This is a genomic window from Rothia sp. HMSC066G07, assembly GCF_001814485.1.
In the GTDB taxonomy this organism is placed as follows: Bacteria; Actinomycetota; Actinomycetes; order Actinomycetales; family Micrococcaceae; genus Rothia.
The window spans coordinates 258,535-283,362 of sequence record NZ_KV816924.1 but is presented as its reverse complement, the minus strand read 5'-3'; the positions used below and the strand labels follow the sequence as shown (position 1 = coordinate 283,362).

General features: G+C 61.2%; 20 protein-coding genes. 17 read left to right on the top strand and 3 right to left on the bottom strand.

Translation table 11 applies throughout. The features are described 5' to 3' along the window. Nucleotides 1-618: 618 nt before the first annotated feature. A complete protein-coding gene (locus tag HMPREF2971_RS04865; protein ID WP_070691667.1) occupies nt 619-1,887 on the bottom strand; it encodes a DUF349 domain-containing protein in 1,269 nt (422 codons plus the stop codon). Between the two features lie 570 nt (nt 1,888-2,457). Here HMPREF2971_RS04865 and hisS point away from each other — a divergent pair. Then, complete coding sequence (gene hisS, locus HMPREF2971_RS04860; protein WP_070691665.1) at nt 2,458-3,819, top strand: histidine--tRNA ligase; 1,362 nt, start codon at nt 2,458-2,460, stop codon at nt 3,817-3,819. A gap of 334 nt (nt 3,820-4,153) precedes the next feature. Here the strand turns inward: hisS and HMPREF2971_RS04855 are convergent, their stop codons facing one another. Then, entirely contained in the window at nt 4,154-5,116 is a 963-nt protein-coding gene (locus tag HMPREF2971_RS04855) for a DUF559 domain-containing protein (protein WP_070691663.1), read from the bottom strand. Between the two features lie 393 nt (nt 5,117-5,509). On the opposite strand from HMPREF2971_RS04855, the gene aspS reads away from it, so the two are divergent. The 16 genes from aspS (at nt 5,510) to nusB (ending at nt 23,794) form a co-directional block, all read left to right on the top strand. Further along, nucleotides 5,510-7,282 (top strand): aspartate--tRNA ligase, encoded by a 1,773-nt coding sequence (gene aspS, locus HMPREF2971_RS04850; RefSeq protein ID WP_070691661.1) that lies wholly within the window; start codon nt 5,510-5,512, stop codon nt 7,280-7,282. A 216-nt stretch (nt 7,283-7,498) separates the two neighbouring features. Beyond that, a complete protein-coding gene (locus HMPREF2971_RS04845) occupies nt 7,499-8,026 on the top strand; it encodes a P-loop NTPase family protein (protein ID WP_070691659.1) in 528 nt (175 codons plus the stop codon). Between the two features lie 107 nt (nt 8,027-8,133). Then, nucleotides 8,134-8,568: a D-aminoacyl-tRNA deacylase gene (dtd, locus tag HMPREF2971_RS04840; protein WP_070691657.1), complete on the top strand. Its 435-nt coding sequence runs from the start codon at nt 8,134-8,136 to the stop codon at nt 8,566-8,568. Between the two features lie 195 nt (nt 8,569-8,763). Beyond that, nucleotides 8,764-10,323 carry a replication-associated recombination protein A gene (locus HMPREF2971_RS04835; RefSeq protein WP_070691655.1) on the top strand — a complete coding sequence of 520 codons (1,560 nt, stop codon included), beginning with the start codon at nt 8,764-8,766 and terminating at the stop codon, nt 10,321-10,323. A gap of 679 nt (nt 10,324-11,002) precedes the next feature. Beyond that, nucleotides 11,003-11,635 carry a 30S ribosomal protein S4 gene (rpsD, locus tag HMPREF2971_RS04830; RefSeq protein WP_005505914.1) on the top strand — a complete coding sequence of 211 codons (633 nt, stop codon included), beginning with the start codon at nt 11,003-11,005 and terminating at the stop codon, nt 11,633-11,635. 305 nt (nt 11,636-11,940) lie between these two features. Next, nucleotides 11,941-12,387, top strand: a complete 447-nt coding sequence (locus HMPREF2971_RS04825; RefSeq protein ID WP_005505916.1) for a DUF948 domain-containing protein — start codon at nt 11,941-11,943, stop codon at nt 12,385-12,387. Then, complete coding sequence (locus HMPREF2971_RS04820; RefSeq protein ID WP_005508736.1) at nt 12,387-12,881, top strand: hypothetical protein; 495 nt, start codon at nt 12,387-12,389, stop codon at nt 12,879-12,881. Before HMPREF2971_RS04825 ends, HMPREF2971_RS04820 begins: the two co-directional genes overlap by 1 nt. Before the next feature lie 132 nt (nt 12,882-13,013). Then, nucleotides 13,014-15,701 carry an alanine--tRNA ligase gene (gene alaS, locus HMPREF2971_RS04815; protein ID WP_070691652.1) on the top strand — a complete coding sequence of 896 codons (2,688 nt, stop codon included), beginning with the start codon at nt 13,014-13,016 and terminating at the stop codon, nt 15,699-15,701. A gap of 2 nt (nt 15,702-15,703) precedes the next feature. Continuing rightward, nucleotides 15,704-16,267: a Holliday junction resolvase RuvX gene (ruvX, locus tag HMPREF2971_RS04810; RefSeq protein ID WP_012903482.1), complete on the top strand. Its 564-nt coding sequence runs from the start codon at nt 15,704-15,706 to the stop codon at nt 16,265-16,267. Then, the gene (gene mltG, locus HMPREF2971_RS04805; RefSeq protein WP_012903483.1) at nt 16,264-17,457 is read left to right on the top strand and encodes an endolytic transglycosylase MltG; all 1,194 of its coding nucleotides are present in this window, start codon (nt 16,264-16,266) and stop codon (nt 17,455-17,457) included. Before ruvX ends, mltG begins: the two co-directional genes overlap by 4 nt. A 224-nt stretch (nt 17,458-17,681) precedes the next feature. Next, nucleotides 17,682-18,617 (top strand): shikimate dehydrogenase, encoded by a 936-nt coding sequence (locus tag HMPREF2971_RS04800; RefSeq protein WP_070691650.1) that lies wholly within the window; start codon nt 17,682-17,684, stop codon nt 18,615-18,617. A gap of 119 nt (nt 18,618-18,736) precedes the next feature. After that, the gene (gene aroC, locus HMPREF2971_RS04795; RefSeq protein WP_005505927.1) at nt 18,737-19,954 is read left to right on the top strand and encodes a chorismate synthase; all 1,218 of its coding nucleotides are present in this window, start codon (nt 18,737-18,739) and stop codon (nt 19,952-19,954) included. Next, nucleotides 19,954-21,453 carry a shikimate kinase gene (locus tag HMPREF2971_RS04790; RefSeq protein ID WP_070691648.1) on the top strand — a complete coding sequence of 500 codons (1,500 nt, stop codon included), beginning with the start codon at nt 19,954-19,956 and terminating at the stop codon, nt 21,451-21,453. Before aroC ends, HMPREF2971_RS04790 begins: the two co-directional genes overlap by 1 nt. 25 nt (nt 21,454-21,478) lie before the next feature. Continuing rightward, a complete protein-coding gene (gene aroB / locus HMPREF2971_RS04785) occupies nt 21,479-22,606 on the top strand; it encodes a 3-dehydroquinate synthase (protein WP_005505930.1) in 1,128 nt (375 codons plus the stop codon). A gap of 214 nt (nt 22,607-22,820) precedes the next feature. Then, on the top strand, nt 22,821-23,384 hold the full coding sequence (gene efp, locus HMPREF2971_RS04780; RefSeq protein ID WP_005505932.1) for an elongation factor P: 564 nt from the start codon (nt 22,821-22,823) through the stop codon (nt 23,382-23,384). Then, nucleotides 23,384-23,794 (top strand): transcription antitermination factor NusB, encoded by a 411-nt coding sequence (gene nusB, locus HMPREF2971_RS04775; protein WP_005505934.1) that lies wholly within the window; start codon nt 23,384-23,386, stop codon nt 23,792-23,794. Before efp ends, nusB begins: the two co-directional genes overlap by 1 nt. Before the next feature lie 376 nt (nt 23,795-24,170). On the opposite strand, the gene HMPREF2971_RS04770 is transcribed toward nusB, so the two are convergent. Then, a partial coding sequence (locus HMPREF2971_RS04770; protein ID WP_168165828.1) for a hypothetical protein occupies nt 24,171-24,828 on the bottom strand: 658 nt, incomplete at its 5' end.

Here is a 24,828-nt window from a genome sequence, read left to right as displayed (position 1 = left end):
CGACACTCGTTGGGGCTGCAAGAACGACCCGACGATGGGTAAGAAGGATAACCCGAACCCCAAGTTGCGTAAGGCAGATGTGCGTACCGGCCAGCGCTGGCACCTGGACGATAGCGGTGTGGGGGATTCGGAGTATTCGTTGCACCGCGACTGGCCCGACATGTAAACCAGTTCTAACTCAACATATAGATAACTGCAGCAGGCGGCCCCGGATGCGTGTGCATCCGGGGCTGCCTGTTTCGTTTGGGCTAATTCAGCGGGGGCGGAAATTCGGTAATGACTTAGCGATTTCGGTCATGACTTAGCGTCTTTGGTAATGGTTAAAACCCCAGCCTGAAGTCACTAACCCATTACCGAAAAAGCTAAACCACTAACAGCTTCCCGCCCACCTGGCACATCCGGGACCGCCTGCTTTTTAGACAGAGGTTTTCGATAGGTTAGTGTCTTCGCGGTGGGTCTTTAACCTGCGGTGAAGACACTAACCTATCGAAAATCCATGAACCCTGTGCGCCCTCCATCTGCATAGGGTGGGGGCGCGAATATAATCCCCGCAGACATGCAGAAGCCCGGAGCACTAGCATCCAACAGCCAGCGCCCCGGGCACCCGTCGGCTAGACCCTAGCTACCGAAGCCCTGCAGGGTTGCTGCCCAGGCGCGGCGCGCCTCCAGAGCTTCTTTGGCCTTGGCGATCTTCTTGGAGTCGCCGCCCTTCTCAGCTGCGACGAGCTCTGCCTCCAGTTCGGCGAGGGAGTCCTCGATCTGTGCGAGCAGGGAGTTCGCGCGTGCCGCCTTGGCGGGGTCGTTGCGCTTCCACTTGGCCTCTTCGGCGCCGTTGATCTCATCCTGAATACGGCGCAGCTCGCCGTCTACGCGGCGCAGGTCGTTGCGGGGCACGCGGCCAGCCGCATCCCAGCGATCCAGAATCTTCTCGAAGGCGGCCTTCGCTGCCTCAATATCCTCAACGGGCAGGAGCGCGCGGGCCTCCTCCAGCAGTGCCTCCTTGACCTTCAGGTTCTCGGCGTAGACGGCATCCTGCGCGGCCTCAGCCTCGTGGCGGGCGTTGAAGAACACGTCCTGAGCGGCACGGAAACGAGCCCACAGCTTGTCGTCCTCACGGCGGTGACCGCGCGGAACCTGCTTCCAGGCGCGCATCAGCTCACCGTACGCGCGGGAGGTCTCAGACCAATCGGTCGAGGTGGACAGCTCCTCGGCGCGAGCAATCAGCTCTTCCTTCGCGCGCTTGATGCGTGCGTTGCGGTCGTCCAGCTGGGAGAAGTGCGCGCGGCGGTTGCGATCGAAGGTGGTGCGGGCGGCGCGGAAACGCTTCCACAGCTCGTCCTCCACGCTCTTGGCCAGGTGAATCTCACGCTGAGCCTTCTTCCACGCCTCGAACAGCTCGTTCATGCGGGTATGCGAGTTCTTCCAGTGAATCTGGTCGGGGTCCTGGCCGGCAATCTGCTCGGCCTCGGCCACAATCTCTTCACGCACGGCCAGGGCACGTTCACGGTTCTCGGTGCGGGCCTGCTGCTGCTTCTCGCCAAGTTCGGCGATCTGCTCAGCGAGGGAGACGAGGCGCTTCTGCAGGCCGGAGTAGTCGCCGACCATGTTGCGCACGCCAATCTGCGAGCCGATGGAGGCGATGCCCTTCTGCAGATCCGCGGCGGGGGCGTTATTGGCCAGGCGCGACTCGAGCAGGGCGACCTGCGCCTCAACGTTTTCAAACTTACGGGCGAAGTAGCTGAGCGCTTCATCTTCGGATGCGCCGGGCAGCTGACCTACGGCGTACTCTTCGCCATCGACAATGACGAAGACGTGGCCGTCCTCGGAGACGCGACCGAACTGGCGGGCCTTCTCGAGGTTTACAGTGTCGTCGGATTTGGTAGTCACCGCTATAACTCTTTCACTCGGGGGTGCCGGATGCGGGGAGCGCCTGCGCGCCGCCTCGCCGAGGCGTGGGCCGCGACATTCCGCGGGGCACCCGTTGGGTTGTGCGTGTGCACCTCCTAAGCATAGCCGGTACGGGCCTCGCGTGAGTAGTGTCCGGTCGTGTTGTGTTCGTGGCGAACCGCCCGCCGCCGCGCATGTGGGCTCCGGCTATTCCGTTGAGCCGCTACCTACGTTGCCTCCGTTGCCGCGCATGCGAGCCGCCGTCGCTACGCGTGCCCGCGGGTGCTTCGGCTTGAATCAACCAACTGGCCCCTGCGGAGGGCCGCCGCCGGCACCACTCACACCGGCAATCACCCAGGTAGTACCATCCCGGTGCATCGCTTCGACTCCTAATCGTCGTCGTCACGTTCAGGCGCGCCGCTCGCGAGTGTTGGCATGGGGACGAGCGGTTCACTCTGTCCGCGTGCGAGCCCCCGCCGTGCGTGCGGGTGTTGGTATGATGATAGATATGCCCGGCACCGTAGAGCGCCGGGGTTTTGTTGTCGAGTTCTTTATCAAGGAGTAGAGCGCATGGCTCGCAAGGCGTCGCTGTCTGGTTTCCCCGAGTATCTTCCGGCTGAACGACTGGTTGAGAACCACGTTCTCGACACCCTGCGTGAGACTTTTGAGCTGCACGGTTTTTCCCCGATTGAGACTCGTTCGGTAGAGACCATCGAGCAGCTGCTGCGCAAGGGCGAAATCGACAAGGAAGTGTACGCCATCTCGCGCCTGCAGGAGGACGACTCCGCGAAGGCCAAGGAGAAGCTGGCCCTGCACTTTGACCTGACCGTGCCGTTTGCCCGCTACGTGGTGGAGAACGCCGGCTACCTGAACTTCCCGTTCTCGCGTTACCAGATTCAGAAGGTCTGGCGTGGCGAGCGCCCGCAGGAGGGCCGCGCCCGCGAGTTCACCCAGGCAGATATTGACGTGGTTGGCGACGGCGAGCTGCCGTTCCGTTACGACGTGACCCTCGCGCTGGTCGTTGTCGATGCGCTGTCGAAGCTGCCGATTCCCGACTTCAAGCTGCGCGTGAATAACCGCAAGCTGGCCGAGGGCTTCTACCTGGGCCTGGGCCTGACCGACACCGCGGCCGTGCTGCGCTCCATCGACAAGCTGGAGAAGATTGGTCCCGAGCGTGTGGCCGAGGAGCTTCAGTCCGAGGCCGGTGCGAGCGCGGAGGCTGCCGCGGCCGCCCTGGAGCTGGCCCAGATCCGTACCGAGGATGCATCCTTCGTGGAGCAGGTGCGTGAGCTGGCCGCCAAGTATTCGGTGGAGCACGAGCTGCTGGATCAGGGCCTGGCCGAGCTGGCCGAGGTCATTGAGGAGGCGTCCCGCCGTGCGCCGGGTAAGGTGCTGGCTGACCTGTCGATTGCTCGCGGTCTGGACTACTACACCGGCACCGTGTACGAGACCGTGCTGGTCGGCCACGAGTCGCTGGGTTCGATTTGCTCGGGTGGTCGCTACGAGTCGCTGGCCTCGAACGGTAAGAAGACCTACCCTGGCGTTGGCCTGTCCATTGGCGTGACCCGCGTGGTGGCTCGCATCCTCTCGCAGGGCTTCGCGCAGGCGAGCCGCAAGGTGCCTTCGGCCGTGTTCGTGGCCCTGACGAACGATGAGGGCTGGTCCACCGCGAATGATGTTGCGGATGCACTGCGTGCCCGCGGTATTGCCTGCGAGGTGTCTGCGAATGCGGCGAAGTTCGGTAAGCAGATTAAGTACGCGGAGAAGCGCGGCATTCCGTTCGTGTGGTTCATTTCCTCGGATGAGTCGGGTGCCCCGGTTCACGAGGTGAAGGATATCCGTTCGGGTGAGCAGGTTGCTGCTGATCCGGCTTCGTGGATGCCGCCGGCTGAGGACCTGCACGTTCAGATTGTGCGTGCTGAGGGCCTGTAAGTACCTGTCATACCGTAATATCTGGCTGCTGGAGTATTTGGCCACTGCAAGCCTGCATATGGACGTGTACCCGCCTGGTGGGGAGGATGTTGACCTCCCTGCCAGGCGGGTCTTTTTGTCGTCATCTTTTGGTCCTGCGAATTTGTGCCATGGCTTAGTGTCTTCAGCCGTGGGTTCTTGATTTGGGTAATGACTTAGTGACTTTGGCGGGGGTCTTTAACCCGTACCAGAGTCACTAAGTCATGACTGAAATCCGTAACTCATGACCGAAAAACTGCAACCTCGCACGGAACACCTCCGCCCGGCTCCTTGGTCTTCGGCTGCCAACCCCGGCTTATTTCAGAAGTAGATTCCGTAAATGGGTCACGACCTCTAGCTCCTTGTTAAAGATGTCTGCCCACGTGAGGTGCACGACCGTCCAGCCGGCGCGGGTTAGGGCACGGTCGCGGGCTGCCTCACGCCGGTCTCTGCCGGGGTGGTCCACGTATTTCTGTTCGCCGTCGAACTCGAGAATGACCCGCGCCTCGGGCCAGGCGAAGTCCATCCGATAGTTACGGCCCTCGCACGAGATTGGGTACTGCGTTACGGGCAGGGGTAGCCTGTGTTCCATGAGTAGGCACCGGGTGAGGCTTTCACCAGCCGACTCGCTGGATGCATCCACCGCCTGCGCCAGGAGAGGCCCAGCGGAGCCGCCGTACCCGGTGAGGTTCAGTAGAATCTCGGTTACCTCGCGGGGTTCTAATAACCCTCGCCGCATGATGGAGTCGGCGAGGATTACCGCCTCCCGAAAGGGTATAGTGCGAGCGCAATCCTGCAACGTGCGAGCCACCGTTGTAACCATGATGGATGTGCCCGGCAACCTGGTGGCTTCCTCAGGGGTAATGGCGGTTTTATGTCGGTGAATCCGTTCCCGGTCCGTGGCGCAGTGACTGCGGCTGTACGCGTCCAGCATCTGTGGAACGGTCAGCAGGTCAAGGCCCCACAGCACCGCAGCTGATTCGTGTGAAAATACTCCCTGAAACCCCACGAGGTCGGCGGCGATGCATCGCACGCGGAGCCGGTCGTCGGAGTTGAGTTGATTTGCGTTGTGGTTGTAAATGTAGGCTCCTCGTCGAATGCGTTGCAGGGTTCCTCCGGCTATGAGATTACGGAGGCGGCGCGGGCCTATTCCTTTCATGCGAAGTGTGGCTGGGGTGTGCACGAGAGGGTACAGCTCCGCGATACGTGGAATTCCAGACATCTTGATGGGAGCATTTGGGTCTGAGACATGTGATGTCAGAGAGGTTATAGCGTTCATGGCATAAGCCTGACAGTTTTGAGCCAAAGTTACAGGGCTAACCCAAAATCTGTGGATAACTTAGTCGGTTTTGCAGAATGAGTGTTTGTCCACAGGTTGCAGATGTGGGTTCTTGATTTGGGTAATGACTTAGTGACTTTGGCGGGGGTCTTTAACCCGTACCAGAGTCACTAAGTCATGACTGAAATCCGTAACTCATCATCAAAAACCGCTGCCCGTCTCCTCACCCCGCCTCCGCACCCCATTTTCTGGTGCCTGACTTGCCCCGACCCGCCATCGACCTGCCCGGAGGGGATACAATATATGAGGCGCACGCAGTGTGCGCATATCATCAACCGCGTGTACCCGGCTACTGTCTATAGTCGTGAGGTGCCCGCTATGAAAGGAATGTCTGTGCTTCGCACTCACACCAACGGCGAGCTGACCGCCGCAAATATTGGAGAGACTGTTACCCTGACCGGTTGGGTGGCTCGCCGCCGCGACCACGGTGGTGTCGCTTTCGTTGACCTGCGTGACCGTGAGGGTGTCACCCAGTGTGTTTTCCACAATGAGGCTGATTTTGAGCACCTGCGCAACGAGTATGTGCTGCGTGTGACCGGTCTGGTGACTAAGCGCCCGGAGGGTAACGAGAACCCGAACCTGGCGACCGGCGAGATTGAGGTTGAGGTGTCCGCCGTTGAGGTGCTGAACACTGCCGCTCCGCTACCTTTCCAGATTGACGAGCACGTTGAGGTGGGTGAGGAGGCGCGCCTGCGCTACCGCTACCTGGACCTTCGCCGCCCGGAGCCGGCCCGCATCATGCGCCTGCGTTCGGACGCGAACCGTGCGGCACGCAACCTGCTGGCCGAGGACGGCTACATTGAGGTTGAGACCCCGACCCTGACCCGTTCCACCCCCGAGGGTGCACGCGACTTCCTGGTGCCGGCTCGTCTGGCTCCGGGTTCTTGGTATGCTCTGCCGCAGTCCCCGCAGCTGTTCAAGCAGCTGCTGCAGGTGGGCGGTATTGAGAAGTACTACCAGATTGCTCGCTGCTACCGTGACGAGGATTTCCGTGCGGACCGTCAGCCTGAGTTCACTCAGCTGGACATTGAGGCTTCGTTCGTTGATCAGGAAGACATCATTGAGCTGGGCGAGCGCATCGTTGAGGCTGTGTGGAACCTGATTGATGTGAAGGTTCCCCGCCCGATTCAGCGCATGACCTACAAGGATGCGATGGAGAAGTATGGTACGGACAAGCCTGACCTGCGTTTCGGCCTGGAGCTGACTGAGCTGACCGAGTACTTCAAGGACACCACTTTCCGCGTGTTCAAGGCTCCTTACGTGGGTGCTGTTGTGATGCCCGGTGGTGCTTCCCAGCCTCGCCGTACCCTGGACGCTTGGCAGGAGTGGGCTAAGCAGCGCGGCGCTAAGGGCCTGGCTTACGTTCTCATTCAGGAGGACGGTGAGCTGACCGGTCCGGTGGCTAAGAACATTACTGACGCTGAGCGTGCTGGCCTGGCTGAGGCTACCGGCGCGAAGCCCGGTGACTGCATCTTCTTCGCTGCTGGTGAGGCTAAGGCTTCCCGCGCGCTGCTGGGTGCTGCCCGCGTTGAGATTGGTCACCGCACCGGCCTGATTAAGGACGACGAGTGGTCCTTCGTATGGGTTGTTGACGCCCCCATGTTCGAGTCTGCTGCTGAGGCTACTGAGTCCGGTGACGTGGCTCTGGGCCACTCCGCATGGACCGCCGTGCACCACGCGTTCACCTCCCCGAAGCCCGAGTTCATGGACACCTTCGACACCGACCCGGGTTCGGCTCTGGCCTACGCCTACGACATTGTCTGCAACGGTAACGAGATTGGCGGCGGTTCGATTCGTATTCACCGCCGCGACGTGCAGGAACGCGTGTTTGGCGTGATGGGCATTGGTGAGGAAGAGGCTCAGGAGAAGTTCGGCTTCCTGCTGGATGCGTTCAAGTACGGCGCACCGCCCATGGGTGGTATTGCGTTCGGTTGGGACCGTGTTGTGTCTCTGCTGGCTGGCGTTGATTCAATCCGCGAGGTTATTGCGTTCCCGAAGACCGGTAACGGCTACGATCCGCTGACCGCCGCACCCGCTCCGATTACCCCGGAGCAGCGTAAGGAAGCCGGCGTGGACTTCAAGCCGAAGAAGAAGGACGAGGAGTAATCTTCTCCAGTCTTTGGTCTTGCGCCCCGCGTGGGGTGCGGGGCTGTGCGGCGATTACCCGACGGGGCATTGAGTCTTGAGCTCCGAGCTGTGAGGCTCGGGTCTTGCCGGGGTCGCCGTTGAGGGTGGGCTGTGTATTCTGCTGTGCAGGGTCGCAGCCCACCTTTTGTATCAACTGGCGTGCGTGCCGATTTGTGAACTATCCAAGGGGGGAGCATGCGCATCCTGATTGCCGGCCCGAGCGGTAGCGGTAAGACGACGTTTGCGGCGCGGTTGGGGCGCCTCCTGGACATTCCGCATACGGAGATGGACTCGCTGCACTGGGGTCCGAACTGGACTCCGCGCCCTAGTTTTGAGGCGGACGTTCAGGCGCTCATCGAGCGGCCCGCGTGGATTACGGAGTGGCAGTATCCGCAGGCGCGTGGCCGTCTGCTGGAGCGCGCGGACGTGGTGATTTACCTGCGCTATAGCCGCGCGGTGGTCATGTGGCGCGTGGTTCGCCGGACGGTGCGCCGCGCGGTGACGGGTCAGAGGCTGTGGGCTGATAACGTGGAACCGCCGCTGAAAGATATTCTGCGGGACCCGGACAACATGATTCGGTACACGTGGAGGAGTTACCCGCACGTGGGCCAGCTGCTGGCGGAGGCTCGCGGGCAGCATCTGCAGAAGCGTTTTATTGAGTTCCGTACCCCGCGGGCGGCGAACCAGTTTTTGCGTGCCGTGCAGCTGCGCGGCGGGCTCTGAGGCGGCTGCCTCTAGAACTGCGGCTCCTTCTAAACCGACCGCCGCGGATGGTATCGAAAGAGATGCGCGAGCCAGGCGAAAGCCGGCTCCATGATGAAAGGTGAACGATGCGAGTAGTTATTCAGCGCGTAACCCGCGCGGCGGTGCGCGTGAACGGCGAGACGGTCGGCGTGATTGACCGGCCCGGCTACCTGGTGCTGGTCGGCATCACCCACGGCGACGGCGCGGCGCAGATTGCGAAGCTTGCCGATAAGACCGCGAACCTGCGCCTGCTGGAGGGGGAGAAGTCCCTGCTGGATGAGGGCGCGCCCGTGCTGGCGGTCAGCCAGTTCACCCTCTACGGGGATGCGAAGAAGGGCCGCCGCCCCTCCTGGTCTGCCGCGGCCCCGGGCCCGGTGAGCGAGCCGCTGTTCAACGACTACGTTCAGGCGCTGCGCGGCCACGGCCTGCACGTTGAGACGGGCGTGTTCGGTGCGGATATGCAGGTGGAGCTGGTCAATGACGGCCCGGTGACCCTGATTCTCGACAGTGAGACCCTCTAGGGTTGGCATCTCAATCGGCGAGCGAATCGTCCCGGGGGTATAAACCCAACCCCTGGGTTATGAACCCGCGGCGAAGACACTAACCTATCGAAACCCCATCGAAAACCCATGCGGCTTCACGCCGCGAGCTAAATCCGCAGCTGTATACCCACACCCCGTACCCGCCTCCAGATTGTGAAACGATAGAGTAAGACTATGGCTGATTCCCTCTTTGACCTTGAGCTGCCCGACGACGGGGACCGCGTGAGCCTGATTGGTGCGCCCGCTGAGGAGCCCGCCTCCTCGCGCCCCTCTGCGTCGCGTGCGCGCTCTGCCCGTTCGGCGTCCCGCGCGCCGTTGGCGGTGCGCATGCGTCCGCGCACGATTGATGAGGTCCTCGGCCAGGAGCATCTGCTGACTCCGGGTGCGCCTCTGCGCGTGTTGGCGGGGGAGAACGCCGGCCCGGCTGGCCCGTCCTCGGTGATTCTGTACGGCCCTCCGGGTACGGGTAAGACCACCCTGGCACATGTGATTGCGCGCGCGCCGGGCCGTAAGTTCGTGGAGCTTTCGGCGATTACTGCGGGCGTGAAGGATGTGCGCGCGGTCATGGATCAGGCGCTGCTCGACCGCGACATGTACGGCACGACCACCGTGCTGTTCCTCGACGAGATTCACCGTTTCACGAAGGCTCAGCAGGATGCGCTCCTGCCCGGCGTGGAGAACCGCTGGGTGATTCTGGTGGCGGCTACGACGGAAAACCCGTCGTTCAGCATTATTTCGCCGCTGCTGTCACGCTCGCTGCTACTGCGGGTTCATTTGCTGGAGCAGTCCGATATTGAGCATCTGATTGACCGTGCGCTGGCTGACCCGCGCGGTTTTGACGGTGCGGCGGTCATTGACGCGGATGCGCGCGCCCACCTCGCCGCGGTTTCTGGAGGCGACGCTCGCCGCTCCCTGACGTCCTTGGAGGCGGCGGCTGCGATTGCGTTTAGCGAGGCTGAACAGGCTTCGGTAGATTCTGCCGCCTCCGCCGAAGATTCGGCAGGCTCAGCAAACTCGGCAGACCCGGCAAATTCGGCAGACCCGGCGGGGGAGAAGGACCCGGAACCTGCCGCGCCCGTGCGCATCACCCTGGCGCACGCTACGGAGGCGGTGGACCGCGCCGCGATCCGCTACGACCGTTCGGGCGATCAGCATTATGACGTGGTGAGTGCGTTCATTAAGTCCATGCGCGGCTCTGATGCGGACGCCGCGGTGCACTACCTGGCGCGCATGCTAGAGGGCGGCGAGGATCCGCGTTTTGTGGCTCGTCGCATCATGATTTTGGCGAGTGAGGATATTGGTCTGGCTGATCCGCAGGCGCTGCAGGTGGCGACGGCTGCGGCGCAGTCGGTGGCGCTGGTGGGCATGCCGGAGGCTCGCATTATCCTCTCGCAGGCGGTGATTTATTGTGCGCTCGCGCCGAAGTCGAACGCCGCGTATAACGCGATTAACCGTGCGATTGCGGATGTGCGTGCGGGTGCTTCGGGCCAGGTTCCGGTGCATCTGCGTGATGGTCATTATGCGGGGGCTAAGCAGTTTGGCCACGGTGAGGGGTACATTTATGCCCATGATGCGCCCGGTCATGTGGCGGCGCAGCAGTACCTGCCGGATACCCTGCGCGGCACGGTCTACTACGAGCCGACGCAGCATGGTTTTGAGCGTACGTTGACGGAGCGTCGTGAGCGTATTCGCCGTATTTTTGATGCGGCTCCGGTGCAGGATACGACCCGTTAGCTTACGTGGTTCCCATCGAGCCGTCTACTACTTTGAGTGCTGACCACCGGGGGAGTGGCGCGCCTCGGCAGGAAGGCAGCCGTATAGGACTGAGTGCAAACAGAAAGCGGTGCGTAGTACCTCGGTAGTACTGCGCACCGCGTCAGAGTTTTGAGTTGTGATAGACGTCTTGACTATCGGCCTTCCCGGAAGGGCGGACGCCAAGCTTGTTATGGTTTCTAGTCTAGGCGATATGGGGGACTGATTCAAGCTATTCCCATAGATTCACAGGTTAAAAATAACGAAATGATTACAATCCAACATCTCGGCGCCGCGATTTTTCGGAGAAGTCGCACCTAAAGAGCTTTGACGGGCATAAATAATCCCTGTGGGGTCGTGTGGGTAAGTATCAAAAACCCACACGCACAGTGATTTGAACCAAAGATTTCCCAAAAGGCTGGTAAAGCCCGGGTGCATCCGGTAAGCTTGACGGGTCTGGCAATTACTATGCCCGCATTTGTGCGAGCGTCAGTAATGTAGCTGCGGGGTACTCTGCCCCGAGCTCTCCGCCCCACCGCCGTACAGCAACGACCGAACCGGTCGCGTACGGATTCCGGCGGGGTCAACCGAGGAGGCCAGTATTCAACAGACCGAGGCCCCACCCGTGAGGGTGCAGGAGCCTCACATAGAAAGGTAGATTGTGGCTAAGCACAACCGCACCCGCCGTACCGTGCGTCAGTCCCGTGCCCTGGGCATTGCACTGACCCCGAAGGCAGAAAAGTACCTCGAGCGTCGTCCTTACGGCCCCGGCCAGCACGGCCGTGCCCGCAAGAAGGCTGACTCCAACTACGCTACCCAGCTGAAGGAAAAGCAGCGTCTGCGCGCTCAGTACAACATCCGCGAGGCACAGATGCGCCGCGCATACCTCGAGGCAAAGCGTACCGAGGGCCAGACCGGTAAGAACATGGTCGAGCTGCTCGAGACCCGCCTCGACGCTCTGGTTCTGCGTGCAGGCTTCGCCCGCACCATTGCACAGGCACGTCAGATGGTTGTTCACCGTCACATCATGGTTGACGGCGTTCGCGTGGACCGCCCCTCGTTCCACGTCAAGCCCGGCCAGCTGATCCACGTTCACCCCAAGGCTGAGAAGACCACCCCCTTCCAGGCTGCGGCTGCAGGCGAGCACCAGGCAGTTCTGCCCGAGGTTCCCGCATACCTGAACGTTGAGATCGAGAAGCTGCACGCAAAGCTTGAGCGCAAGCCCAAGCGCGAAGAGATCCCCGTGATCTGCGACGAGCAGCTGGTCGTTGAGTACTACTCGCGTCTGGCATAATCTCGATTTTTCGAGAAGCAACCCGTCCTGCACCGTTCGGTGGGGGCGGGTTGTTCCCGTTTAACGCGCGGGTTTTTGGGGTATATACACTACAGGGCAGTGGTGCCGCTGAACCTGTGAATCTTCCGTCGCTGGGAGTTTCATGAGAGTTTAGGGGGCGCTTGAAGGATTTTTCGACTAAAATAGGGGATTGAGCTGTGTATATAGTCCTGAACTGTATGCACGATCCGGCTGCGCGCCACGGTGGCGTCCAGCCTTGTACGACTATTGATAAGCATCATGCATTGAGCGGAATGGGGTTATAGATGACCGGCGGAGATATTGCGGGCCTGATTGCAGCAGGAGTTTTTGCGATTCTGGTGGCACTTCTTGCGCTACCCATTATTCGCCTGACTAAGGTGTTTGATGAGCTTATCGTGACGATTCGTTCGCTGAACCAGAGCACCGGCCCTCTCATTGAAGAGGTGACCCGCACTGTGGTGACCACCAATGAGCAGCTGGAGAAGGTTGACGACATCACCTCGAATGTTTCGGATGCGTCCGCGAACGTTTCTGCGCTGTCCTCGCTGGTGACCTCGACTGTGGGTCAGCCGCTGATTAAGGTTGCGTCCTTCTCGTACGGTGTGCGTCAGGCGTTCCGCGGCGGTAAGTCCGGCGATGCGCACGGCACCGCTGGTAACACCGGCAACACCCACGCTGGCGGCCAGTACGGTTCGGCTCAGTCCTCTTACTCTGCAGGCGGTGAGAACTAATGGGTCTGCTTCGTTCAGCTCTTCTGCTCGGCGCCGGCGCGGCGGTTGGTTACTTCGCTTCCAGGCGTGCTGCCTCCGAACCTGCTCAGCGTACCCCCGGCAGCGCCCTGCTCATGCGTGAGCACGGTGAGCTTGCCCTCAACCCGGAGTCTCAGATGGGAAAGTTCTTCGATTCGCCGATTGGCAAGCCCCTGCAGCCGTATGCGTTGCGTGCTGTTGAGTTCGCCGCCCGCGTGCGTGAGGGCATGCAGGAGAAGGAGATGGAGCTCAACGCTAAGGTGGAGCGCCAGAAGCAGGATCTGCGTCCTGGCTCCCTGGATACATGGGACCGCCAGATGAGCTCGGCTGAGATTGAATCCACGAACCGCCGCCTGGCTGAGCGTGAACTCATTGAGGTGGAGGCTGAGATTGCCTCCTTGGAAGAGGCTCAGAAGCGAGCGCGTGAGCAGCGTATTGCGCGTGACCGTCAGCTAGGCGACGGCTTCTTCAACTAGGTTTTTAAAGGTGGTGTTTTTGTCCGTTAACCACGGTACGAGGGTGGCTCGATTAGCCATTTTGCTCTCGGACAGGCACCATAGGTCAGTAGACTAATTTAGAATTTCGCACAGATTACTCTAAGGAACGAGATGCTCTCACAGGAGATTTCTAAGCGTTGGATCGATTTCTTCGCTTCCCGCGGCCATACTGTGGTGCCTTCGGCATCGCTGATTTCGAACGAGCCCGGCGCTATGTTCACCATCGCCGGTATGGTGCCGTTCATTCCCTACTTCCTGGGCCGTGAGACCCCTCCGTTCTCCCGCGCGACCAGCGTGCAGAAGTGCATCCGCACCCTGGATATTGAAGAGGTCGGTAAGACTGCGCGTCACGGTACCTTCTTCCAGATGGCTGGTAACTTCTCCTTTGGTGATTACTTCAAGGAGAAGGCGATTCCTTTCGCTTACGAGCTGCTGACCACCCCTCAGGATAAGGGCGGTTTCGGTCTGGATCCGGAGCGCCTGTGGGTCACCATTTATGAGGGTGACGATGAGGCCTTCGACATTTGGCACAACAAGGTGGGCTTCCCGGCTGAGCGTATTCAGCGTATGGGCATGAAGGAAAACTACTGGTCCACCGGTCAGCCCGGCCCCGCAGGTCCCGACTCGGAGATTTTCTACGACCGTGGCCCCGCGTACGGTAAGGAAGGCGGCCCGGCGGCTGACGACGACCGTTACATTGAGATTTGGAACCTCGTGTTCATGCAGTACCAGCGTGGCGAGGGCATCGGTAAGGATGACTTCGAGATTCTGGGTGATCTGCCGAAGAAGAACATCGATACCGGTCTGGGCGTTGAGCGTCTTGCCATGCTGCTGCAGGGTGTTGAGAACTTCTACGAGACCGACCAGGTTCGCCCCGTTCTGGACGCTGCTTCTAAGCTATCCGGTAAGAAGTACCACGGCTCTGAGTCCGCTGAGGATGAGGGCTACGAGGATGACGTGCGTATGCGCGTGGTGGCTGACCACATCCGTTCCTCGCTGATGCTGATTGCTGATGGCGTGACCCCCTCCAACGAGGGTCGCGGCTACATTCTGCGCCGTCTGATGCGCCGTGCGATTCGTGCGATGCGTCTGCTGGGCGTTACTGAGCCCTGCCTGCCCGTGCTGTTCCCGGCTTCGCGTGACGCGATGAAGGGTGCGTTCCCGTACGTTGCTGACGACTTCGAGCGTATTTCCCGTATTGCGTACGCTGAGGAGAAGGCGTTCCTGCACACCATTGAGACCGGTACTGAGCGTCTGGAAGAGGCTGTAGCTGCGGCTAAGAAGGACGGCTCTAACGCTGTTTCTGGTGCTGAGGCGTTTGCTCTGCACGACACCTACGGCTTCCCGATTGACCTGACCCTGGAGATGGCTGCTGAGGCTGGCGTGAAGGTTGACGAGAAGGCTTTCCGTGAGCTGATGGCTGAGCAGCGTCACCGTGCGCAGGCTGACGCTAAGGCGAAGAAGGGTGCGTTTGCTGACCTGTCTGAGCTGCGTAAGCTCGTGGACGAGCGCGGCTCCATCTTCACCGGTTACACCGAGCTGCGTACTGAGACTAAGCTGCGTGCAATCCTGGTGGACGGCGTTTCCGTGCCCGCCGCTAAGGCTGGCGACAAGATTGAGGTTGTCCTGGACGAGACCCCGTTCTACGCGGAGGCTGGTGGCCAGGCTGCTGATACCGGTGTTATTACCGGCAACGGCTTCATCATTGACGTTCAGGACGTTCAGCAGCCCGTGAAGGGCCTGAGCGTTCACCGCGCCGTTGTGCGTGAGGGTGAGGTTCACACCGGTTCCGATGTTGTGGCACAGGTTGATGTTCAGCGCCGCCGCGACGGTGAGAAGGCACACTCCGGTACCCACATCATTCACGCTGCCCTGCACCAGGTGCTCGGCAACGAGGCTACTCAGCGTGGCTCTTTCAACAAGGAAGGCTACCTGCGCTTCGACTTCGCGTGGGGCGAGGGCCTGTCCGAGTCCGCTAAGCGTGAGGTTGAAGAGGTTGCTAACCTCGCGATCCGCGATAACCACGAGGTGATTACCCGTGAGATGCCGCTGGCTGAGGCTAAGGCTCTGGGCGCTATGAGCCTCTTCGGCGAGAAGTACGGCGACGTGGTGCGTGTTGTTGAAATCGGCGGCGAGTTCTCCCGCGAGCTGTGCGGTGGTACCCACGTTGGTTCGTCCGCTGAGATTGGCTCCCTGACCCTGCTGACCGAGGGCTCTGTTGGCTCCGGCAACCGCCGTGTTGAGGCTCTGGTGGGCCTGGATTCCTTCAACCACCTGGCTGCTGAGCGTACCCTGGTGAACCAGCTGACCGGCCTGATGAAGGTTCAGTCCTCCGCTGATCTGCCGGAGAAGATTAACCAGACTCTGGCTAAGCTGAAGGCTGCTGAGAAGGAACTGGCTCAGCTGCGCCGCGAGAAGCTGCAGGCTGAGGCTGGCAAGCTGCTGGAGAACGCACAGACCATCGGTTCTGTTCGCGTTCTGGCGCATGACGCTGGCGAACTGGACGCTAACGGTGTTCGTGAGCTGGCTCTGGATCTGCGTTCGCGCTTCGGCTCCGAGGCCGCTGTTGTTGCCGTGGTGGGTGTGGCTAATGGCCGCCCCGTCGTCCTGGTGGCAACCAACGAGGGTGCTCGCGAGGCTGGCGTGAAGGCTGGCGCTCTGGTCCGCGTCGCTGCCGGTGTTCTCGGCGGCGGTGGCGGCGGTAAGGACGACATCGCTCAGGGTGGTGGCCAGGACGCATCCAAGATTGGTGCTGCACTGGACGCTGTCCGCGACGCTATCGCACAGGCTCAGGCCTAAACATGGCAGAATTCCAGCGCGGAGTGCGGATGGGTGTCGATGTGGGTAACGCCCGCGTCGGCACCGCCCTCAGCGACCCCGACGGTATTCTCGCCACCCCGCTCAAGACGCTACGCCGCGACGCGAAGAAGAACTCTGACCGCCGTGTTTTGCGTAAGCTGATTGAGGTGAATGAGGTGGTGGAGGTTTTCGTCGGGCTTCCGAAGACCATGCGTGGTGGGGATTCTCCCTCCACGGAAATGGCTCGGGAGTACGCTCAGGCTCTGCGCTCCGAGCTGGATGCCGAAGAGAAGACACACATTAACATTTGGCTGGTGGATGAGCGACTCACCACCGTGAGCGCTCACCGTGCACTGCACGAGGCTGGGGTTTCCAGCCGAGATTTCAAGACTATGGTTGACCAGGTGGCGGCTGTGAACATTTTGCAGTACAGCCTGGATGCCCTCAAGGCGGGGCAGTCCGTAGCCGGGTACAAGGTGAGCGATCCGGCCCACGAAGAAAACCGACCGTCCGAGTCAGAAGGGACCACGGTCGGTGCCGTCAACGAAACGGAGAACCTTCAGTGACCGAACAGAATAAACATCCCGAAGAGAGCGGGCTCGACCTCTTTAGGCCGACAGCCGAGGATGAACGTAAGGGCATCACCGGCATCACGATGGAACAGGAAATCGTGTCGGTGGCTACGTTGCGTGCGCGTAAGCGCCGCCGCCGCGCCATCATGCTGAGCGCAATTTCCTTGTTTGTCGTGGCTCTGGTCATCATTTCTGGTGCCCTAATTACTCGCTACGACCCGTTCAAGACTCGTGACTACTCGGGTGGCGGCAATGGTACGACCGTGACCTTCACGATTCGTTCCGGCCAGTCCACCGCGCAGGTGGCGCAGGAGCTTGAGGCGGCGGGCGTCATTGCTGATGCTGATAAGTTCCTTGAGGTGTACACCAAGGAGAGCAAGGGTAAGTACTTGCAGCCTGGCACCTATGAACTGCAGCAGCACATGAGCAGCTCGAGCGCGATTACGACCATTATTGATGCGAACAGCAACGTTCTGTACCTGGCGATTCCGCAGGGTAAGCGCGTGAGCGAGACCATCGATCTGATTGTTTCTGGCTCCGATGGCGCGTTCACCCGCAAGCAGGTTGAGGACGCGGTCAGCAACTACACCCAGTACGGTGTGCCGAGCAACTTCCCCTCGATTGAGGGTTGGTTGCACCCGGGTGAGTACCGCTTCCCGAAGGACACCGACATCAAGAAGGTCATTCAGACCATGGTTGATAAGACCAAGGCTGACCTGAAGGAAGCCGGCGTGAGCGGCGACCAGAAGACCTTCGAGGTTCTGACCATCGCCTCCATCGTGGAGCTTGAGGCTCAGCCGAAGGACTACGTGGCGGTTGCAGGCATCATTGAGAACCGCCTGAACAACCCCGACGGTGAGACCTCCGGCCTGATTCAGTCGGATGCGACCGTGACCTACGGTCTGGGTGTCCGCTCGTACCACCTGACTGAAGAGCAGAAGGCCGATAAGAGCAATAAGTACAACACTTATGCGAATAAGGGTCTTCCGAAGGGTCCGATTGGTTCCCCACAGCTGGCTTCGATTAAGGCTGCTGCGGCTCCTGAGAAGAACCCGTACTACTACTGGGTGACTGTGGACCTGGATTCCGGTGAGACTAAGTACTCCCGTACTTACGCTGAGCACCAGCGTTACGTTGAAGAGTACAACCAGTGGTGTTCTAAGCACCCGAACCGCTGTAGCTAAGTTGTAGCTAATCGGTTTAGCTGGTAGCTACGATTTAGTAGCTTTGGACTGAAGGTTCCTTGCTGAGGCGGGTACCGCCTCCACGAGAGTGGGGGAGGTGCCCGCCTTTGCTGTACCCGAATATTGGTTTGTCCCTTAAAATGGGTAGAGTGCGCCTATGACCGCGGGTTCGTGGCGTGCGTGTCCGCAAGCCCCAAGCGTTGAGAGCGAAAGAGTATCTATCGATGAAGACTGAACCGTACCGTGAGGCCCCGTATCTTCGCCGCGCCTACGTGCTGGGGCACCCGATTGCGCATTCGCTGTCGCCTGCACTGCATCGTGCCGCGTATGACTTTTTGGGTGAGCAGAATTTGGGTTATAATCGCCGCGATACTCTGCCCGATGATTTGCCGGCGATTATGCACGGTGTGCGCCACCCGGACGGTACGGAGGACGCCCCGTATATTGCGGGTCTGTCGGTGACGATGCCGTTGAAGACCGCGGTCATCAAGTATTGCGATGAGCTGAGTGAGACTGCCCTCGTGACCGGCGCGGTGAACACGGTGTATCCGCGCGGTGAGAAGGTGCTGGGCGATAACACGGACGTGATCGGCATTGTGAACGCGCTGCGCCACGCCGGTTTGGAGCCGGAACCGCTTAAGGATTCTGCCGCGATTGTGGGCGGGGGAGCGACCGCTATTTCTGCTTTGGCGGCGTTGCACGCGTTGGGGTACCGCCGCGTGAGCGTGTACGCCCGTTCGTTGCATAAGCTCGGTAGCGTGCAGGAGGCGGCGGACCGCCTGGGCGTTCAGCTGGAGCAGATTTCCCTAGCCGAGATGCCGCAGAATCTTGCTGAGCGCGGTCATCACCCGGTGATTTCTACGCTTCCGGCGCATGCGGCGGATGAGTGGGCGAGCCAGCTGAGCGGGCTGAAGGGCGCCTCCGCGACACACCAGCCGGTACTGCTCGATGTTGCGTATAACCCGTGGCCTTCGGTGCTGGCGAGCGCTTGGGAGGCTAACGGCGGCACGGTGGTTTCTGGTCTGGAGATGCTGCTGTATCAGGCGGTGGAGCAGGTTCTGCTCTTTACCGGCCGTGAACTGCAGCCCGCCGAACTGCTGGGTCTAATCAATGCGATGTGCGCGGCGGTTGATCTTGCGCCTCGCGCTTCCGTTTCGTGAAAAAAGCGTACTTTCACTCGCTCAGTAAACGGGCATTTTATACACTATTTATACACGTGAAGAATTATTATTCCTTCCTCCTGCGCTTCGGTGCGGGTGCGATGAAAAGAGGTTAACCTATGGCTCTGCGTTGGCTCACTGCCGGAGAATCCCACGGCGAGGCGCTCGTCGGCATTATTGAGGGCGTACCCGCCGGTGTGGAACTCACCAGCGACATGGTGCGTGACGCCCTGGCTCGCCGCCGCCTCGGCTACGGCCGCGGTGCCCGCATGAAGTTCGAGGAGGACCGCGTGCGCATCCTGGGCGGTGTGCGTCACGGCCTGACTCAGGGCGGCCCGGTTGCGATTGAGATTGCGAACACCGAGTGGCCCAAGTGGACTGACGTGATGAGCTCCGACCCGGTGGATCCGAAGCTGATTGAGGGTCGTGCGCGTAACGCTGCGCTGACTCGTCCGCGCCCCGGCCACGCTGACTTTACCGGCATGCAGAAGTACAACTTCTCTGAGGCTCGCCCGGTGCTGGAGCGCGCCTCCGCACGTGAGACTGCGACCCGTGTGGCTCTTGGCGTGGTTGCCGCGCAGATTTTGAAGGCTCTGGGTGTTGAGCTGGTTTCTCACACCGTGGCTGTGGGTGGCGTGCACGCCCCCGAGGGTGCCCCGGTGCCTTCGCCTCGCAACGTTGAGCAGCTGGACGCTGACCCGCTGCGCTGCTTCGATAAGGCAACCTCCGACGCGATGGTTCAGCGCGTGGATGAGGCGCACAAGGACGGCGAGACTCTCGGCGGCGTGGTTGAGGTGCTCGCGTACGGTATGCCTCCCGGACTGGGTTCGTACGTGCACTGGGACCGCCGCCTGGACGCACGCCTTGCCGCAGCTCTGATGGGTATTCAGGCGATTAAGGGCGTTGAGGTTGGCGACGGTTTCGCGACCGCTGACCGCCCGGGCACTGCCGCTCACGACGAGATTTCCATTGGTGAACACGGCGTTACCCGCGATACCAACCGTGCAGGTGGTATTGAGGGCGGCATGAGCATTGGTGACCTGCTGCGCGTGCGCGCGGCAATGAAGCCCATTGCGACCGTGCCGAAGGCTCTGAAGACCATTGACACTTCCACCGGTGAAGAGGCTCGCGCCCACCACCAGCGTTCGGACGTGTGTGCCGTTCCCGCCGCCGGCGTGGTGGCGGAGGCTATGGTCGCCCTGGTGCTCGCTGAGGCGGCACTGGAGAAGTTCGGCGGCGACTCGATTGGTGAGACTCGCCGCAACATGGATTCCTACCTGGACGCTATTCCGGCGTCTCTGGCGTGGGAGTCTAACGTGGCTGGTTGGGACGCGTAGTGCCCCTTCCGGCGGAGTCTGAGGGCCGCGGCGCGAAGGGTCGCGGTTCCGGGGAGGTTTCTGTGGAGCAGGGTGTTCGCCCGGTCGCTTCGAGCCCCCTTGCGCGTATTGCTGCGGCGACGCAGCGTGCGCGAGGGGGCGCTTCGCCGCGCCCGGAACCCGGCGCAGAATCCGGTGTATCTGCTGCGGCTGAGCAGGCTGTTGAGGCTGCGGGCACTGGGGTTCGTGAGACGGCTGCGCATGAGGCTGACGCATCGGTTTCTTCCGCGTCAGTTTCTTCTGTGCGCCCGGCTTCTCGCGTGCCCACCCCCGCTGACCTGATGCGTTCTGGCGCCCGTCCCCTGCCCGCCGCCGCTACGGCGAGCACGCAGGGTGTGCGCCTGTACGCCTCCTCGGTATCTGAGGACGCCGACCCGGCGCTCGGCCTGGACGAGGACCTGCGCCTGAAGCTGCTCAGCGCCCTGCAGGGCATGGGCACCGCCGAAGAGGAACCCGGCAAGGAGCCCGCGAAGGCGGAAGCGCCCAAGCCGACTGCGCCTATGCCTGCAGCTCCAAAACCGGCTGCACCGAAACCTGCCGCGCCCAAGCCGGCGCCTGTAAAGCAGGCTCAGCCTGCGGCGGGGGAGAGCGCTTCTGTTCCCGCAGCCCCTGTAGCTGTGCCTGCGGCTGAACCCGCCAAGCCGGTTCGTCCGACTCCGGCGCTGTTCGGCAAGGTTCAGGTTGCCGCGCCCACCGAACCTGCCGCGCCCCCCGCGGAAGAAGAGAACCAGGCGGGGGAGAAACCCCTCGACGCTTCCGAGCTGCCCGCAACCCCGGCTGAATCTGTGGCACCCGCAGAGCTCACCGTCCCTGCAGAGCTCACCGTCCCCGCAGAGGCGCTCGCAGAAGACGAGTCCGCCGGTGCTCGCATCCACCCGCAGCAGGTGCGTGAAATGCACGAGAACTTTGCGGAACGCTCTCGCCCCATCGTGCTCATTGGCCCCATGGCGGCAGGTAAGACCTACATTGGTACGCACCTGGCGCGTTTCTACGGCTACGAGTTCCTCGACGCCGACCAGCTCATCGTGGAACGCTACGGCGAAGTCTCCGAAATCTTCGAGATCTTCGGTGAGGCGTATTTCCGCGAGCTCGAACGCAAAACCATCGAAGAGGTCCTCACCTCGCCCGTGTACCGCAACACGGTGTTCTCCCTGGGCGGTGGCGCGCCCATGACCGACTCGGTCGCGGAGCTGCTCAAGGACGAGTGTGTGGTGTACATCCTGGTTGACGCCGAGACCGTCACCCCGCGCATTACCGGCAATAAGACCCGCCCGCTGCTGCAACCGAACCCGGTGGAGCGGTGGACCGACATTTTTGAGCGTCGCCGCAGCCGATACGAAGAGCTGGCGCACTTCACCCTGGACGCACGAGGCGGCCGCCCCATCACCGAGATGACCGCCGAAATCCAGGCGTACGTGACCGCAACCCGCGCCTCCCGCGCGCAGCGCCCCCAAGCATAACCCCTCACCTGTGAAAGGACACACGATGAGCACTCAGCCCACCCCCACTTTCGGTGCCTCCGGCGCGGAAGATATCACCCGCATCCCGGTGACCGGCAGCTCCCCGCGTGAGAACTATGAGGTTCTCATCGGCCACAACCTGCTCGGTAAAATCCCCGAAATTCTGGGCAACCGCACCAAGAAGGTGCTCGTGATTCACCCGCGTGCCCTGCGTTCCACCGGTGAGCTGGTCATGGAAGACCTGCGCGCCATGGGCTACGAATCGTTCAGCGCCGAAATCCCAGACGCTGAGGAGGCAAAGCACTACCAGGTGGCGGCGTTCTGCTGGCAGGTGCTCGGTCAGAACGACTTCACCCGCACCGACGCGATCATCTCCGTGGGCGGCGGCGCCATTACCGACGTTGCCGGCTTCGTCGCGGCAACCTGGCTGCGCGGCGTGCGCGTTATTCACATTCCGACCACCCTGCTCGGCATGGTGGACGCTGCCGTGGGCGGTAAGACCGGCATCAACACCGCCGAGGGTAAGAACCTGGTCGGCGCGTTCTGGCCGCCCGCCGCAGTGCTCTGCGAAATCGGCACCCTGCGCACCCTGCCCGAGCATGAGCTACTGACCGGCATGGGTGAGGTCGTCAAGTGCGGCTTCATCGCAGACCCCGAAATTCTCGACCTGATTGAGGCGAACCCGAACGCCGTACGCGACTCGCAGTCCGCCGTGATGCGTGAACTCATTGAACGCAGTGTGCGCGTGAAGGCGGAGGTCGTCTCCGAGGACCTGCGCGAATCCGGCCGCCGCGAAATCCTGAACTACGGCCACACCCTCGCCCACGCCATCGAACGCAACGAGCGTTACCAGTGGCGTCACGGCGCGGCAGTGTCCGTTGGCATGGTCTACGCCGCCGAACTGGCGCTGGCAACCGGCCACGCCGACGAAGAACTCGTGGCACGCACCCGCCGCATCCTCGAATCCCTGGGCCTGCCCACCTCCTACAAGGCAGACGCATGGCCCCAGCTGCTCGAAGCAATGCGCCGCGACAAGAAGGCACGCGGCAACCTGCTGCGCTTCATCATTCTTGACGGTCTGGCTCGCCCGCGCGTCTACGAGGTGCCGGACGACTCGATCCTGTACATGACCTACCAGGAGATTACCGAGTAAGTGACGGGTCCCGTACATTCACCGGATGCACCCGGCGCGTGTTTGCTAATACGCGCCAGCCGGGCGGGGTGCCACAGAAAAACTGTGGTGCCCCTGCTAGGCAAATTCGTGCGCATCCTGTAGAATGTACGGGACATATTTTTGCTCATTGAAAACTTAGCGCCTCGCCGGGTACCACTACGGCGTGAGCGTCGATGACACGAAGGAGAGCCCCATGGCATCCACTACCGATATTAAGAACGGCGCCGTCCTGAAGATTGACGGCAACCTCTGGTCCGTCGTAGAGTTCCAGCACGTTAAGCCCGGTAAGGGTGGCGCGTTCGTCCGCACCAAGCTGCGCAACGTTACCTCCGGCAAGGTCGTCGACCGTACCTTCAACGCTGGCGCTAAGATTGAAACCGCAACCGTTGACCGCTCCGACTACCAGTACCTGTACCAGGACGGCGACGACTACGTCTTCATGGACATGAAGACCTACGACCAGATCAACGTTCCCGCAACCGTTGTCGGCGACGCAGCAAACTACATGCTCGAGTCCCAGACCGCAACCATCGCAATGCACGAGGGTAGCCCCCTGTACATCGAGCTGCCCGCATCCGTGGTCCTCGAAATCACCTACACCGAGCCCGGCCTGCAGGGTGACCGCTCCACCGGCGGCACCAAGCCCGCAACCGTTGAGACCGGCTACGAGATTCAGGTTCCCCTGTTCCTGGAGACCGGCACCAAGGTCAAGGTTGATACCCGCACCGGTGAGTACCTCGGTCGCGTGAACGACTAATGAATTCGCGTACTAAAGCCCGATTGCGCGCCCTCGAAGTGCTCTTCGAGGCCGATCAGCGCAACGAAGATTATATTGAGGTACTCCGCCGCCGCCGACTGTACACGGTAGCGCAGATCTCTGCTTACTCTGAGGAAATCATTCGTGGCGTCCGCGACCACGACGAAGAAATCCGCGAGTTTGTGGAGACTTACGCCCGTGACTGGTCCTTCGAGCGTATGCCCGCCGTGGACCGTGCCGTGCTGCGTATTGGCACTTGGGAGCTTCTGTACAATGACGAAGTTCCGGATGCTGTCGCAATTTCTGAGGCTGTCGGTCTGGCGCGTGTGCTGTCCACGAATGAATCTCCGAAGTTCGTGAACGGTCTGCTGGATAAGCTCCGTCAGGTGAAGCCGACCCTGCTCGCGTAAGACGTCCCGCCGCGGCCTGCCCGCCAGCCCGTAGCTGGTTGGTTGCTTGCTGCTGTTGAGGATGCGCCCGCAGGGGAGCGTACGTGAAACCCCCGCCGTGCTGTAGTTCGCTACAGGACGGCGGGGGTTTTCTGTGTCTACGCTTCTTCGGTTGGTGCGGTTCTGCGTGGGGTCCGTATTGGGTACGGATGCGCTCGCTGGGTTCGGTGGTACCGGCTGAGATATGTCGGGAGGTGCACTGGAGCCCGTGGGTAGGGTTAACGTTCGAGGCTTCACCGGACAACGCGGGCGGGGGAGTGCCCCCTCTGCGGCGCTGAGCGCCTTGAGGACGGAGCCCCCGCCCTGCGTGCCCGGTATGCGCCTCGTGCAGTATTAGCTACTCGCTTTGAGCGGATGCGATCGCCTCGCTCGTAGCGTTTGCTTGGTTGTCGCAACCTTTATGTACGGTTCGCATCTTGGCAATAACGAACGCACCATCCTCTGCGCGACGAATAAAAGTGATTTCTCGCGTCTGCAGAGGTGAATCAACTTTCTCACCATCTACCCGGCGAAGATCACTCCAGTCTTCACAGTAGGTGATAACCACGCCGGTATTGTATACGCGTGACCCGTCATCCTTGATGCTTCCGTAAATCTCTTTTGTCTTAGCATCACGGAAGATAATATCGCCGTTCGCGGGAGCTTCCTGAGAGAGCTCATAAAAATTCTCCACAGTCTTCTTCACGCTTTCGAGCACGTCTTTATGTACGTACCGGACCAGCTCCTCATCGCTGGTGTGTTCGATATCCCCGTGCCTCCAGGCATTCCAAAGACGGAAATGCTGCTCCAATGCGGCGTGCGCAGCTTTATCGGTTGCCTCAGCGGCTTCCTGCGAGTTGCGGTTCACGTCCATGCTCGCGTAAATCAGTTCGATTTCGGAGCCAGACGGACCGGTCGGGGTGGGCGAAGGAGTAGCAGTGGGAGTTACAGAAGCTTCAGTGCTTGCCGATTCAGTGCTCGCGGAGGTGGAAGCACTCGATTCTGCGTTGACCTGC

Excerpts from the sequence above, each read along its gene's own strand:
- HMPREF2971_RS04855 (WP_070691663.1), bottom strand. The coding sequence starts at position 5,116 with ATGAACGCTATAACCTCTCTGACATCACATGTCTCAGACCCAAATGCT.
- nusB (WP_005505934.1), top strand. The coding sequence starts at position 23,384 with ATGAATTCGCGTACTAAAGCCCGATTGCGCGCCCTCGAAGTGCTCTTC.
- HMPREF2971_RS04835 (WP_070691655.1), top strand. The coding sequence starts at position 8,764 with ATGGCTGATTCCCTCTTTGACCTTGAGCTGCCCGACGACGGGGACCGC.
- ruvX (WP_012903482.1), top strand. The coding sequence starts at position 15,704 with ATGGCAGAATTCCAGCGCGGAGTGCGGATGGGTGTCGATGTGGGTAAC.
- aroC (WP_005505927.1), top strand. The coding sequence starts at position 18,737 with ATGGCTCTGCGTTGGCTCACTGCCGGAGAATCCCACGGCGAGGCGCTC.
- HMPREF2971_RS04825 (WP_005505916.1), top strand. The coding sequence starts at position 11,941 with ATGACCGGCGGAGATATTGCGGGCCTGATTGCAGCAGGAGTTTTTGCG.
- dtd (WP_070691657.1), top strand. The coding sequence starts at position 8,134 with ATGCGAGTAGTTATTCAGCGCGTAACCCGCGCGGCGGTGCGCGTGAAC.
- HMPREF2971_RS04800 (WP_070691650.1), top strand. The coding sequence starts at position 17,682 with ATGAAGACTGAACCGTACCGTGAGGCCCCGTATCTTCGCCGCGCCTAC.
- alaS (WP_070691652.1), top strand. The coding sequence starts at position 13,014 with ATGCTCTCACAGGAGATTTCTAAGCGTTGGATCGATTTCTTCGCTTCC.
- HMPREF2971_RS04820 (WP_005508736.1), top strand. The coding sequence starts at position 12,387 with ATGGGTCTGCTTCGTTCAGCTCTTCTGCTCGGCGCCGGCGCGGCGGTT.
- aroB (WP_005505930.1), top strand. The coding sequence starts at position 21,479 with ATGAGCACTCAGCCCACCCCCACTTTCGGTGCCTCCGGCGCGGAAGAT.
- hisS (WP_070691665.1), top strand. The coding sequence starts at position 2,458 with ATGGCTCGCAAGGCGTCGCTGTCTGGTTTCCCCGAGTATCTTCCGGCT.
- efp (WP_005505932.1), top strand. The coding sequence starts at position 22,821 with ATGGCATCCACTACCGATATTAAGAACGGCGCCGTCCTGAAGATTGAC.
- HMPREF2971_RS04845 (WP_070691659.1), top strand. The coding sequence starts at position 7,499 with ATGCGCATCCTGATTGCCGGCCCGAGCGGTAGCGGTAAGACGACGTTT.